This is a genomic window from Methanofastidiosum sp. (genome assembly GCA_035362715.1).
Taxonomy (GTDB): domain Archaea; phylum Methanobacteriota_B; class Thermococci; order Methanofastidiosales; family Methanofastidiosaceae; genus Methanofastidiosum.
Map to the genome: position 1 here is coordinate 45,858 of DAOSDU010000005.1, position 13,432 is coordinate 59,289.

The following is a 13,432-nucleotide window of genomic DNA, read 5'->3' on the forward strand; positions in this document are numbered from 1 at the left end:
TGGCGATCAGATGACCAAATCAACAAAACTTGACTTCAAGACATATCGTTTGCTAGTTTTTTTGATTATCGGTTTTGGTTACCTTTTAGTCTTTTTTCACAGAGTAGCTCCTGCCGTTGTTGCAATAGACATGATGAATGACTTAAAAGCCGGTGCTGTATTAATGGGTTTATTGGCATCTGGATATTTTTATCCTTATGCTATAATGCAACTTCCAACAGGAATCTTGTCAGATTCATGGGGGCCTAGAAAAACTATTACCTTATTCTTTTTAGTTGCATCAATTGGGTCTGTGATACTAGGTTTATCTTTGGATATATCTTCGGCAATTCTCGGAAGAGTTCTAGTAGGACTTGGCGCTTCAACTTTATACGTTTGTGCACTAAAAATTTTATCACAATGGTATAAAGGAGAGGAATTTGCAACTATGACTGGATTTTTAATAGCTATTGGGGGCATTGGACTTTTAGTGTCTACAATACCTCTTGCGCTATTATCGAATGCTGTTGGATGGAGAATCCCCTTTATAATAACTGGAGTAATAACATTACTACTCGCATTATTAGTTTGGATTTTTGTAAGAAATTCTCCTCAAGAACTTGGAATGCCAGCAGTTGTTACACATAAATCTTCTAAAGAATCTAGTATACCTTTACTTGGTATGCCGGCAGTTGTAGAAAATAGCACTCCCAATCAACAGAGGGGCCCAATTATTAAGAGTGCCATAATGGTATTGAGCCTTAAATATTACTGGCCTGCGTCTATCTGGATGTTCTGCACTATGGCCATATATTTAGCATTTGGCGGTCTGTGGGGAGGGCCGTACCTAATACAAATATATGGAATGACAAAAGTTGAAGCTAGTAGAGTTTTATCAATGATAGCCGTCGGTATGATCATAGGGAGCCCATTGATGGGAGTATTGTCAGATCGAATTATCAAAAGAAGAAAAATTGTAGTAAATGTATCAAGTGTTATATTGCTGGTAATTATGGTATTTCTATATTTTTTGGTATCTTCAATTCCACCGTTTGGATTATATTTAATCTGCCTAGGGATGGGGATATTTTCTGTTGGGACATTGGCATTAGGTTATGCCTTGATAAAAGATCTTTACCCTGTTGAAATCGCTGGAACTTCTACAGGAATTGCAAACTTTTTCCCATTTTTAATGGGCGCAATTTATCAACCTTTGATGGGGTATATCTTAGAATTAAATGGAAAAGTAGGCGATTCTTATACCGTGATTGGATATCAGAATGCATTTTTAGTTTTATTGATTTCTTCTATAATTGCATGTATCGCTAGTTTCTTCATAAAAGAGAATAGCTCAAAGACTTCAAAATAGGGCAAGTAATACTGATAAGTTTCATGCATTATTTATTTTATATTTAGTATTCCTTTCAATTCTTTAACTGCCTCTTGAGATATTTCATAAAGCCTAGTATCAAATGTTTGTTCTTCCCAAGTGGGGCCGTAATAATACTTAGATGTAACTTTAGCTGCAATTTTATAAGCTTCTAATGCCTTTTTTAGATTAGTATCTCTATCGTTTAGTTCTGAAAGAAATCTGTAAGTGTTACCTAGATTATATTGCGAGAGGGCATGATATATTGGGAATTCATTGTAATCATTTAATGTAATTGCTTCTTGGAGATATTCAATAGATTTTCTTAAATTATCCTCGCTATTCTCGCATTCGGCCATTGCACAGTATGCTGCCCCAAGAGTATTAAAAATCTCGGAGCATCTCCCATGGCACTCTAACTGTGTGAATAAATCTAGCGCTTCTTCTAAAATTCCTATAGCTTTTTTTAAAGATGCATCATCTTGCCGATTTAATAAATCATGGCCATTTTTGCACAAGGTATTTGCTTTTTGAAGAAATACATCAGTGTTTGATTTAATGTCCATCTTCATTGTATTAAACATAGAGAATTATAAATATATCGCTGGCCCATTAAATAGGATAGTTAATTATTTTTAATGATAAATTTTTATATTAAGTATCAAAGAATTGAATATGAGAAAATTATCTATAATATTCTTATTACTTCTAGTTTCCACTTGTTGTATCGATTCTATAAAACAAATCTATTCTCCCGATATTGAAGTAGAGTCTGTACTTGTAATAAAAGTCATAGACGGTGACACCATTGATATCCTAAAATCTGGAAAAACTGAAAGAGTTAGGCTAGTTGGAATAGATACTCCCGAACCTTATTCTAAAAATAATGAAAAAAAATGGTATGGACTTCCAGATGATCATCTAAGAAAATGGGGAGTCAATGCATTTAATTATACAAACGAAAGATTGTACAAAAAAGAAGTAAATATTTCGTATGATAGTATTCAGGGACAAAAAGATGAATTTGGTAGGACTTTGGCATATATATTCATAGATAACAATAATATTAATTTAGAATTAGTCCAAAATGGATATGCCAGGGTTTATACTGAAAAAAAATCAGACCTTTACTTTAAACTCATAGAAGCTGAAACTAGGGCAAGATTTAATAAGTTGGGCCTTTGGAATTATTCATTTCACGATAATTAAAAAGGAAACAAATATATTCAAAATATTAAAAATAATACTAGGTGCGAAGATGAGGGCAGAAAATAATATAATTGAAAAATCAAAAGAGTTACTTTCCTTCATGAAAAAAAGAAGAACAATGAGATTGTTCGATAAAAAACATATACCTATTGAAGTTATAGAAAACTGCATTGCTATTGCAGGCACAGCACCAAGTAGAGCCAATTTGCAGCCATGGACTTTTGTATTAGTCAAAGATCAAGAAACTAAAAAGAATATAAGAATTGAAGCAGAGAAAGTAGAAGAAGAATTCTATTCCTATAAAATATCAGACGAGTGGAGAGAATGTCTAAAACCTTTAAATCTAGATATAAGGAAACCTTTTCTTGAACAAGCCCCATACCTGATATGTATTTTCTCCCAACTTTATGGAATTGATAAAGAAGGAAACAAAATAAAGCATTATTACCCAAATGAATCAATTGGAATCGCAACTGGTTTTTTAATCTCTGCACTACACCAAATGGGGATTGCCACCTTGGCATATACTCCAGAACAGATGACATTCCTAAACAAAATATTGAATAGGCCCAAAAATGAGGCGCCATTTCTCATCCTAGTTGTTGGTTATCCAAGCACTGAATATACTTTGCCCACACTATCAAAAAAAGAATTAAAGGATATACTTGTTACGATCTGAATGCCATACTCATTTTTTATATGGATTCCAAAATTTGAATTCATAATATATTTTACCATCTTTGCACGCAATAAATTTCCCTTTCTTATCTTTGTAGTTTTTTCCGATATCTAGACTATGTTTAATTTTTTCCATTTTGCCTACTTCAATTCGGATAAATCTGGCTATTAATTTATTATGTAGTAGAAGGAATTTTAAGTAATTTTCAGTGCCTCTAAAAAAGTGCCAGAGCCTTTCTAAATCCCAATCCCAGTCTACTAGATTTAAATAATCATCTTTTTTGACTCTTTTAGCTCGGGGAGTGGGGGATTCTTTTGGCTGTACCTTTCTTTGGACTTTGCCTGACTCTATTTTATTGATTGATTCTACTAATGCTTTCGCACCTGCAGCCTCAAACTTCGCTCTTAACTCGTAATATCTTTCTCCGAGATCTATCTTTACATCTTTTTGTAATATTATGTCTCCTGTATCCTCGCCCTTATCGATATAATGGACCGTTACGCCAGCGTCTCTATCAAATAAATAATATGTCCAAAAAATAGGAACTGCACCCCTATATTTTGGTAATAAAGCGGTATGCAGATTAATAGTCCCTAATTTTGGAAAAGAAAAAATTTCTTCTTTAAGTAAGAAAGGCATCGAGTATACAACAATTAAATCTGGATTTCTATCTTTTATCCAACTAAGAATTTCCTGTTTCTTATCTTTCATCAATAAATAAGGAACACGATATTTTTTGGCAATTTTTTTAACATTTTTAAATATGGCCTTTTCAATTATGGAAGATAAACTATTATCCTCTCTTGGCTCTATTATTCCAACTACATCTTTTGACTCTAATAACTTATTCAGCACTTCAGATTTTTTTTGCGTTATTACTAAGATTCTCAAATTGGCCACCAAGTGTATAGATGCTTTGATATATTTCTTTATAAAAATTTATCTAATACACTAATCGACGTATCCTACCTTCATGTAGTATTCTGGGCTGAAATAAAGTACATAAAATGCGTCAAAAGGTGGCCTCCAATATGAAAGGTCTTCTATCTGGATATATTCATGGAACTCTCTTTCTCCTTGTCTTTTATAGCCATAATAAACTGTAGGATAATCTAGACATTTGTCGGATCTACATGTGAGGATTACTCCTATTTTATCTGAAGTATAAAGCATGTAAATATTGCCAAAAGCAACAACTTTACTTGTGTCTTTAGGATCATTGAAAATCCAGCTTTCACTAGGCTGTATTTCTCTTATAACTAATTCAGGTTTGCATCCACATTCGTTATTACATTCTTCAACAAGTTGATCTTGAATACAATTTCCATCGACACACTTATAGGACCATAGATCATTTCCTATGCATTTGTAATTGCATGATATCGCTTTGCATAAATCTTCCTTGCACCCACAATATTCAGCACATTCATCAATTCTCTTGAAATCTTTGCACTCCCCATTGACACAAACTTGAGACCAGAGTTCATTACCTATGCACTTATCTGGGCAAGTTAGATTTTCACATGGATTTGTAATTATTGGTTGTTGTGTAGTCTTGGATGGTACTAAGCATCCTGAAGAGAATAAAATTGTAATTAATATTCCAGAAATAATTATATTTTTCATAATTATTAATGGAATTTGAAATATAAAAAACTTTCTTATAATAACATTTATTTAGTTCAGTGGTTTATGGCTAAATAATGATAACTCAATCTGTTTTGATCATTTTAGGGATTTTTGTCTTTTATCAATTAATATTAAGATTGGCAAGAAGATACTGGAAATTTCCGGCCCCCTCTTTTATCGGTAAATTTCTAGATAGTAAACAAAGGAAAGTTATGCAACCTCCTGAAAAAATAATATCAAGAAGTGGGATTGATAGAGGGATGACTGTCCTAGAAATCGGGTGTGGTAGTGGTGCTTTCACTACCGATGTCGCAAGAGCCATAGGGAACAAAGGTATTCTTAGTGCATTAGATATCGAAATAAAAATGTTAAAACAAGTTGCAAGTAAACTTAATAGAATAGAAAATAAAGATATCAAAAATGTTAAACTTGTACAAGCAAGTGCTTATGCCCTTCCGTTTAGTAAAGAATCTTTTGATATTGTTTACATGGTAGCAGTATTCCAAGAAATACCTAATAAGGAAAAAGCTTTGAAAGAAATCAATAGAGTTTTAAAAAATAATGGGATACTTTCTATATCTGAATTCATAGTTGATCCAGACTATCCACTTAAATCGACAACAATTAAGATGGTTCAAAGAACAGGTTTCAATCTAAATATTGTATCTGGAAACTTTTTTAATTATACCATAACGTTTGGAAAAAATAAAGTGTAATATATTTAAAATAAATTCAAGACTATTATTTATGGACGATTATGAAAAAAAATTAAATAGTTTTTTAAAAGAAAATGGTAGTGATGCAGAGTTGTTGATTTTTGATAAATCGTGTCATTCAGTTGCAGAAGCTGCTGAAACTGCCAAAGTTTGTCCAACTGATTTTATCAAAAGTATTTGTATGATCGATACTAATGGAGATCTTATTGTTGCGATAGTCAAAGGCGAAGATAGAGCAAGCAGTAGCAGAGTATCTAAATCTTTAAATATTGAAAGACCAAAAATAGCTACCCCTAATGAAATGCTTGAAAAAACTGGATACCCCTGTGGTGGAACACCTCCTTTTGGTTATGGTGCCACTTTTCTGATAGACCTAAAAGTAATGGAGAAAGAAGTTGTGTATGGGGGTGGGGGATCGGAGTACTCCCTTGTTAAAGTTACAACAAAAGAATTAAAAAGATTGAACAATGGAATGATTACTAGAGTTTCAAAATAGAATATTGCCATCTAATTTATAGATTATTACAATTAAGTATAAAAGGGAGTAATACTAAATAGTTATCCATAGGTGAAAATTTGTTTAAATTGACATTTAAGAATATTTTTTCATTTCTTTTTATCTGGTTACTTGTAGGATTTACCATTGGATTTAGTACATTGATGGGTCCTGTCAGTTTCATAAGATCCAGTAACTTAGATTTATCTCTTGAAGGCATGCTAGTAAGATTAACAATACTAATTTTTATCTTTGTATCATTTACCGCTGCAGTTATCTTAATGAATATAGTGGATACAACAAACAAAAAACATGTTAAGTATGGGATACCCGCTCTTTGGGCAATAGCAACTATTTCCGTCCTTTGGTTATCACTTAACCCAACTTTATTTGGAGTTAGTCAAGAAACTTCCTCTACTCCAGAAGAGATATCAACTGTTAGATTTACTTTTGGGGAATATCCTACTCTAGAAAAATTACTTGAATTAAAAGAGGAGGGATATACTTCCATTATATCGTTATTACACCCAGCTGTTGTACCTTTTGAACCTAGATTAATAGAGGAAGAAAGACTGAATGTCGAATATGCCGGTCTAGAATTTGTACATATCCCAATGGTCCCTTGGGTAAGTGAAAACACACAAGCAGCACTCCAGCTTAGAGAATTAGCCAAAACTGGAACTGGCAAGTATTATGTCCACTGTTATCTAGGAAAGGATAGAATCAGACTTGCAAGAACAGTTATAGAAAATAATATACCCTTAGAAGAAGCTCAAAGCACAGTTGAAAAGAAAACTATTAGATTAAAAACTAGATTTGAAAGGGGAGAAATAATTGAACTAGATGAGAATTTATTCATTGTTCCTTACCCAACAGATGATGAATTTTTTTATATAGTAGGTGATGCAGAATATGTTATTTCTTTGTTTGATTCTCTTGATTTTGGAGATTCAGAAAGGATAAATGAAGAAAAAAATATAATGCAAACATATGAAATACCTTATGAAAATATATCTGTTTTAAGATCACCTTTTGACTCTTATGCAGTTTATGAAGCAAGCAAAAAAGCTAAGAAAGCGCCTAAACCATTATTTGTTCATGCATTCTTTTCTAATAGTTCTGTGATTGATTCTTTTATTCAATCTTATCTATATGATAAACCATCCCTCCCATTTAGATCATTTGCTGTGCCAATGACTAATGGATACGCTGAAGTTATTGCGCCTGATGTTGCTATTGGCCCTAACCCAGATGGCAGAGAATTTAGGATGTACCTATATGAGAACGGTATACGAAGAATATTATATTTAGGCAACGATCAGACAGAAGAAGCACAAATTGAAAGAAATCATGCGATAGCAAATAGAATCTTGTGGTATGCCTCGGAAGGCAATGTCTCAGATATAAAGACTATAGTGTCAAGACCTGGACCTTGGTACATTTATGGACCAAATTTGAATTCAAGTAAGCAAGAGCTAAGATCTGAATTAGGCCCGCCCCAATTAGAAATCACTTATAAATTTGAAGAAAAGCCGATAGACAGTCCAATAGAAGAAAATGTTTCTGTAGTAACACAAACTGAAAAAGAGGAATTCTCGATAAATTCGTTTATTAAGAAAGCCATCCCATCGATACAAGATACAATTCTTTTTACTCCACCTTTGGCGCTATACGTTGGAGTTTTAATGAAAATTGTAGGTTATATCCATACAAAAAAGAAAATAAGAACTCCATATACAAGAAAAATATTCCACTTTAGTACATTCATATCGGCCGCAATTATTCAATTAATTGGTGGACTATCTTTTGTCATCCTATACGGGATAGTCAATTCATTGTTTATTTTTTATGTGGTTTATCGTAATGAGGAAATACCCTTCTATAATGCTATTGCTAGGACTACAGACGGAGCACAAAAAAGTAAATTCATATTGATACCTTTAATAATGACCGCGTTTGGTGGGTTAATAGGTAATATTCTATTTGATAAATTGGCGATAATAGGATACTTGATTGTAGGCATAGGTGATGCTATAGGAGAACCTGTGGGGACAAGATGGGGCAAACATAGGTACAAAGTTCCATCCCTATTTGGAGTTCCTGTGACAAGAAGCATTGAAGGTTCAATTTCAGTTGCAATTACTAGTATACTATTTGCCTCAATGGGGTTGTATGCATTAGGAACGCCCTTTTCTGCAGCAATTATATTGGGATTAATTTGTGGGATTGTTGCGGCTTTGACTGAAGCTATAAGTAATCATGGACTCGATAATCTAAGTGTTCAATTGGTTCCAGTGGCCATAATTTATATAATAATGAATATTTTATAGTGGGGAGATATAATTTTTTCATTTGAAGACATAACACGGGCATACATACAATTGAACTTATGGTTGACACCATTTGTTAAAATAATTCTAATCGCTCTAGTAATATTCTTAGCATTAATGTTAATCTTTTACATAGTTACTATTATAATCCACTGGAATCGTGATAGAACAGAAAATAAAAAATCGATAGAATACAATTTTATTTTAACAAAAATTCTTCATAAAGAAATTGATCCAAATTCTTTAGGTATCTCAAATAAAGATAAAAAATATTTGAGAGATTTATTGATTCTTAAATTAAATTTTTCATCTAATGAAGAAAAAGACTTACTTAGGAATTTGTACAAAATCTGGGAACTAGAAAAAAAAGACATAAAACAATTGAAAAGTCGAAGATGGTGGAAGAAAGTTGAAGCCCTTAATAGATTAGAAAAAATGAAAATAATTGAAGCAGAATCACTAGCTTTAAAATTAATGGATAATAAAAAAGCTGAAATCAGATATGCAGCACTTGAGATGTTAGTTGGAATTAAATCTGAAAAAATCTATCCTTTTTTATATACAATGTTTTCTTCAAGTTCTAGGTGGGCATATAGATATCTTGTCAACGTATTATCTACTGCGGATATACCTCCAGCATACCTAAAGCTTTTGGCTATTTCAAAAAAAAGAGACTTTAGAAAAGCTGCTGCGATACTACTCGGAACAAAAGGGAATGAATATGCCATACCATTGCTAGAAAAGCTTGCAAATGATTCAATAAAAGATGTAAGAAGAGAGGCAATTAAATCTTTAGGGGAAATTAACACTGACAAGAGTCTAAGAGTTATGGAGAAACATTCTGGAGATCCAAATAATCAGATTAGGGCCAGTTTAGCAAAAGCTTTGTCAGGCTATAACAATGATACTTCATTTAAATTATTAGAAAAACTTGCAGATGATGATGATTTTGAAGTGAGACTGGAAGCATTTTATTCTCTTAGCAAATTAGGGCCTACCGGGAAGAATATTATTGAGAAATATTACCACAAATACCCAGATTTAGTCATGGAATTTCTGAAAAAGGAAAATCAAGGAGCTAGTGGATAATTATGGATAATTTATTTGTAACATTTATTATTGCTTATAATCTTATGATATTAGCCTATTTTTTAATCTTGAATTCTTTTTACTTAGTACTTTTAGTATTAGCCTCACAAAAACTTTGGTATCACAAGAGAAAATTTCAAACTGAACGTTGGCATAGTAATTTCCTACCATTTATAGTAAAGTTAGATGAAGAAAAAAAATCTAAATCCTTACCCTCTTTAGCTTTTATTATGCCCACCTACAACGAGGAGAATACTATACTTGAGTCTGTTAATGCCATATCCAAAATAGATTATCCGCATATAGAGATTATTGTTGTTAACGATGGCTCAAACGATAATACTTTAGAATTATTGAGAAGATCATACAACTTATTCAAAGATTCTAGAGCCGTAAACGAGAAACTTCAAACTAAAAAAGTCACAAATGTGTTCAAATCTGCAATAGATGAAAGATTATTAGTAATAGACAAAGAAAATGGTGGAAAAGCCGATGCATTAAATGCTGGACTTAATTACGCTAGAAGTAGATTGTTTTTAGCTGTGGATGCAGACTCAATAGTAGATCCCGAAGCTATAGACAAAATGATTCAAGCTTATCTTGAAAGAGATTCAAAAGTTGTCGGAATTGGGGGCATAGTTAGAGTCGCAAATGGCTCTAGAATTGAAAGTGGAAAAGTATTGGAAGCCAGAATGCCAAAAGAAATCCTTCCTGGATTCCAAATTGTAGAGTACATAAGAGCATTTCTTTGTGGGAGAGCGGGATTTAGCAAACTTAAAAATCTTCTTATTATTTCAGGAGCATTTGGTCTATTCGAGGTAAAAACAGTTGTGAATATTGGTGGATACAAAACGAATATACTTGGAGAAGACATGGAACTTGTTGTAAGACTACATAAACATATGAGAAAAATAAAAAAAGAATACGATGTTGTTTTTGTACCAGAGCCTGTATGCTGGACCCAAGTACCAGAAAAATATTCAACTTTAGAACTACAAAGGATACGATGGCATCAGGGATTAATTCAAACTCTTCGTATCCACTGGAAAATGATATTCAATCCAAAATATGGAACTGTTGGAACTATCGGGATGCCCTATTTTTTTATTTTTGAATTTTTAGGCCCAATAATTGAAATAACTGGTTATATTGCATTTATTGGTGGGTATCTACTGGGATTATTAAATATAACCTTTGCAATATTATTCTTTTTACTTGCCATAGTTTTTGGAATTCTCATATCTTTATTTTCATTATTAATAGAAGAATTCACTGTAAGAAGGTACAATAGACCTTTTGATGTATTCAAATTAGTAATGATAGCTCTTCTAGAAAATTTTGGGTACAGACAAATAACTGCATGGTGGAGAGTTAAAGCTACCCTACTCCTTCTTTTTAGAAGAAAAAAATGGGGACAATTAGAGAAGAGTACTTTTGAATCCAATGAAGAGGACTTAAAAAAATATAAATAATTAAAGTTTGAAGTACTCTTTTGCTAGTTTAACAAGACTCAAAAATATTGCTACGTTGCCTGCTATGCTCTTTTCCATATAGTCTATTCTGACTTTATCGATTGACCTATGGCAGTACTGCTCTTGTATTGGAGAAAATAATTATTCAAATCTAAAGGCCTTTATAATTATCTCAGGTTCTTCCCCATCAAAAGGAAAATCCCCCTTTTTATCTTCATTTGAATCATATAACCAGAGATTAATATGCACTTTTGTTTCTGTTGTAGGTACAGGAATGTTTTTCCCAAAGAATTTTTTGTCAGCTATTATAAATCTCCTATCATTAGTTGCCTCGTTATGTCCATGTAAACTCTTAAATTCTATTGAGTCTTTTTTCCAGTCAAAATAATGCACAGAATAATCTCCGTTTAATATCATTTTATATCTGTGAATAGTTTGTTTTTTTAATGGATGAATTACATACTGGGAATTTCTAGCAAGAAGATTTGGTAAGTTTGATCCCCACTTACTAAATTCAATGTCTATTTCTACATTCTCATCTAAAATTTGAGAGTTGTAATAATAAGTAAAAAGACCTAAAACAATATTTCTATCAAATAGATCAGGCCTACCATCAAGATAAAAAATATATTTCCCGTAACCAAAAGAATCCTCGGAATAAACTTCAGAACAATACCATCGGCCTCCTTTTTCTGTTATCTTTAGATGTAACCCTTTTTCATCAATCCATACATTTTCATCGCTTTCTGACCAATAGTTAAAACTAGGCCCTTTTCTTTGATCTATACTATTTTTAATATACCAAGGGTAACCAGAAAAGTAAAGTTTACTGAAAGAGGATAATTTATCATAGTTTTTATCATAAATTATAGATGTTATTTTAAAATCAGAAGTTGTGGCTACCCATGTAAATTTATATTCGAACGTAGAACTATCTTTTATTTCTTTTATTGTTTTTGATTCAATTAGATCACTATTCAAGTAGCACTCCAAATTTATATTGTTATAGTTGGTGCCCTTACTATTATTGATTATTATTATAAATTCAACATTTTCATCTTTTTTTGGATTTTTAGGAAACCATGTTATATCTGCTATTTGAATGTTTGATTTTTCGCCCTGAGCTTGAATTAGAGAAATAAAGAAAAAACTAGAGAAAGAAATTAAAAAAATTATGAATAATATTTGTACTATTTGATTCATTTTTACATCCTTAGCATATTTATTTATCCTCTTCTAAAGTGTATTCAATGTTTTTTATTCTTTTCCCACATTTAGGGCATTTGTATGTAACTGTAGCTAAAGAACAACAAATTCTTTCTATTTTCTCTGTTTCTTTGTCAGTACCACATTCGCAAAATTTATTATTAAAAGAAATCATTAAATTATATCCCTAATCAATTTCAACTAGACTCATGGCTTCTTGAGGGCATTTCCTTACGCATCCTCCAAGACCATCGCATAAATCTTCATCTAGCACAGCCTTTCCGTTTTCAATTGAAACGATTTTTAGTGGGCATATGATGGAGCATACTCCACATCCATTACATTTTTCTTCATCAACTCTAACTATTCTTCTCATATTGCAACCTTATAAAAAATACTAAGATTATATTTTATAAGATTATTGACTATATAATTCTCAAAATAATTGTCTTTCAATTTTAATTTTTAATGTATAATAGAATCTTGTATTGGGATTATAAGCTCCCATATCTTTAGTTCTTTGTACATAAATATGAAGCAAAAAAATCATTTTTATATTCTTTAGATTCAATAGAAAACCCCGCATGCTCGATGATTTTCTCCATTATCCAATTTGTTGTAGAAAATTCTTCGCTAATATGATTTACCATATTCTTTTTCATTCTGTCATCATTTGTTTGATTAATCCAGCATTCAACTGCCTTTTCAAAATTGTTAGTATCAAATGAAAAAACAACGTCGTGAAGGTAAAATTTGCCTTTTTCTTTAAGCATAGAATTAATATTTTTTAGAGCCATTAACTTCCAGAAATCAGGGAGATGGTGTAAAGCTATACTTGAAACTACTAAATCTACTGGTTTCCCTTCATGTTCGTATGATAAAAATCCTGCGTTGACAAAAGAAATGTTGGTAATCCCCTTATTACTGGCCTTATTTTTTGCATACTCAAGCATATTCTTAGATACATCCAATGCAATAATTTTACTACATCTTTTTGCTGCTTCGATGCAAAATTCTCCAGTTCCACATCCAATTTCTAAAAGGATGTCTCCTTTTTTAAGGTCAATTATTTTTATAGTATCATCAATTTCCTTTTTGATATTTCTTAATTTACCCATTCTTTCATCATATATTCTAATCTCTTCGGGATCGTTATAATCTGTTCCAAGAGATTTGAATTCGTTAAAATAGTAGTTTTTATAGAGTTTTTCTGTATCTTCCATATTAATTCCCCTAATATCACCATTTTGCATCATGG

At 31.9% G+C, this 13,432-nt stretch carries 15 protein-coding genes; 8 read left to right on the forward strand and 7 right to left on the reverse strand.

What is annotated here, in order from left to right; translation table 11 throughout:
- Window positions 1-10: 10 nt before the first annotated feature.
- Window positions 11-1,348 carry an MFS transporter gene (locus PLI06_04695; protein ID HOI76893.1) on the forward strand — a complete coding sequence of 446 codons (1,338 nt, stop codon included), beginning with the start codon at window positions 11-13 and terminating at the stop codon, window positions 1,346-1,348.
- A gap of 32 nt (window positions 1,349-1,380) precedes the next feature.
- Here the strand turns inward: PLI06_04695 and PLI06_04700 are convergent, their stop codons facing one another.
- Window positions 1,381-1,914, reverse strand: a complete 534-nt coding sequence (locus tag PLI06_04700; GenBank protein ID HOI76894.1) for a hypothetical protein — start codon at window positions 1,912-1,914, stop codon at window positions 1,381-1,383.
- A gap of 109 nt (window positions 1,915-2,023) precedes the next feature.
- On the opposite strand from PLI06_04700, the gene PLI06_04705 reads away from it, so the two are divergent.
- Entirely contained in the window at window positions 2,024-2,557 is a 534-nt protein-coding gene (locus PLI06_04705; protein ID HOI76895.1) for a thermonuclease family protein, read from the forward strand.
- Window positions 2,558-2,606: 49 nt separating this feature from the next.
- Entirely contained in the window at window positions 2,607-3,236 is a 630-nt protein-coding gene (locus PLI06_04710) for a nitroreductase family protein (GenBank protein HOI76896.1), read from the forward strand.
- Window positions 3,237-3,245: 9 nt separating this feature from the next.
- Here PLI06_04710 and PLI06_04715 read toward each other — a convergent pair whose 3' ends face one another.
- Both PLI06_04715 and PLI06_04720 read right to left on the reverse strand, forming a co-directional pair.
- Window positions 3,246-4,127, reverse strand: coding sequence for a formyltransferase family protein (locus PLI06_04715; protein ID HOI76897.1), 882 nt, complete (start codon window positions 4,125-4,127; stop codon window positions 3,246-3,248).
- Window positions 4,128-4,187: 60 nt separating this feature from the next.
- The gene (locus tag PLI06_04720; protein HOI76898.1) at window positions 4,188-4,862 is read right to left on the reverse strand and encodes a hypothetical protein; all 675 of its coding nucleotides are present in this window, start codon (window positions 4,860-4,862) and stop codon (window positions 4,188-4,190) included.
- A gap of 215 nt (window positions 4,863-5,077) precedes the next feature.
- Here PLI06_04720 and PLI06_04725 point away from each other — a divergent pair, with 215 nt between their 5' ends.
- From PLI06_04725 to PLI06_04745, 5 genes are all read left to right on the forward strand, one after another.
- Complete coding sequence (locus PLI06_04725; GenBank protein HOI76899.1) at window positions 5,078-5,581, forward strand: class I SAM-dependent methyltransferase; 504 nt, start codon at window positions 5,078-5,080, stop codon at window positions 5,579-5,581.
- Between the two features lie 31 nt (window positions 5,582-5,612).
- Window positions 5,613-6,077: a YbaK/EbsC family protein gene (locus PLI06_04730; protein HOI76900.1), complete on the forward strand. Its 465-nt coding sequence runs from the start codon at window positions 5,613-5,615 to the stop codon at window positions 6,075-6,077.
- Window positions 6,078-6,157: 80 nt separating this feature from the next.
- On the forward strand, window positions 6,158-8,407 hold the full coding sequence (locus PLI06_04735; protein ID HOI76901.1) for a hypothetical protein: 2,250 nt from the start codon (window positions 6,158-6,160) through the stop codon (window positions 8,405-8,407).
- 51 nt (window positions 8,408-8,458) lie between these two features.
- Window positions 8,459-9,496: a HEAT repeat domain-containing protein gene (locus PLI06_04740; GenBank protein HOI76902.1), complete on the forward strand. Its 1,038-nt coding sequence runs from the start codon at window positions 8,459-8,461 to the stop codon at window positions 9,494-9,496.
- Window positions 9,497-9,540: 44 nt separating this feature from the next.
- The gene (locus PLI06_04745) at window positions 9,541-10,968 is read left to right on the forward strand and encodes a glycosyltransferase (protein ID HOI76903.1); all 1,428 of its coding nucleotides are present in this window, start codon (window positions 9,541-9,543) and stop codon (window positions 10,966-10,968) included.
- Window positions 10,969-11,109: 141 nt separating this feature from the next.
- Here the strand turns inward: PLI06_04745 and PLI06_04750 are convergent, their stop codons facing one another.
- From PLI06_04750 to PLI06_04765, 4 genes are all read right to left on the reverse strand, one after another.
- Window positions 11,110-12,171: a hypothetical protein gene (locus tag PLI06_04750; protein HOI76904.1), complete on the reverse strand. Its 1,062-nt coding sequence runs from the start codon at window positions 12,169-12,171 to the stop codon at window positions 11,110-11,112.
- Between the two features lie 19 nt (window positions 12,172-12,190).
- Complete coding sequence (locus PLI06_04755; protein ID HOI76905.1) at window positions 12,191-12,349, reverse strand: hypothetical protein; 159 nt, start codon at window positions 12,347-12,349, stop codon at window positions 12,191-12,193.
- 12 nt (window positions 12,350-12,361) lie between these two features.
- Complete coding sequence (locus tag PLI06_04760) at window positions 12,362-12,550, reverse strand: 4Fe-4S binding protein (protein ID HOI76906.1); 189 nt, start codon at window positions 12,548-12,550, stop codon at window positions 12,362-12,364.
- A 136-nt stretch (window positions 12,551-12,686) separates the two neighbouring features.
- On the reverse strand, window positions 12,687-13,397 hold the full coding sequence (locus PLI06_04765; protein ID HOI76907.1) for a class I SAM-dependent methyltransferase: 711 nt from the start codon (window positions 13,395-13,397) through the stop codon (window positions 12,687-12,689).
- Between the last annotated feature and the right edge of the window lie 35 nt (window positions 13,398-13,432).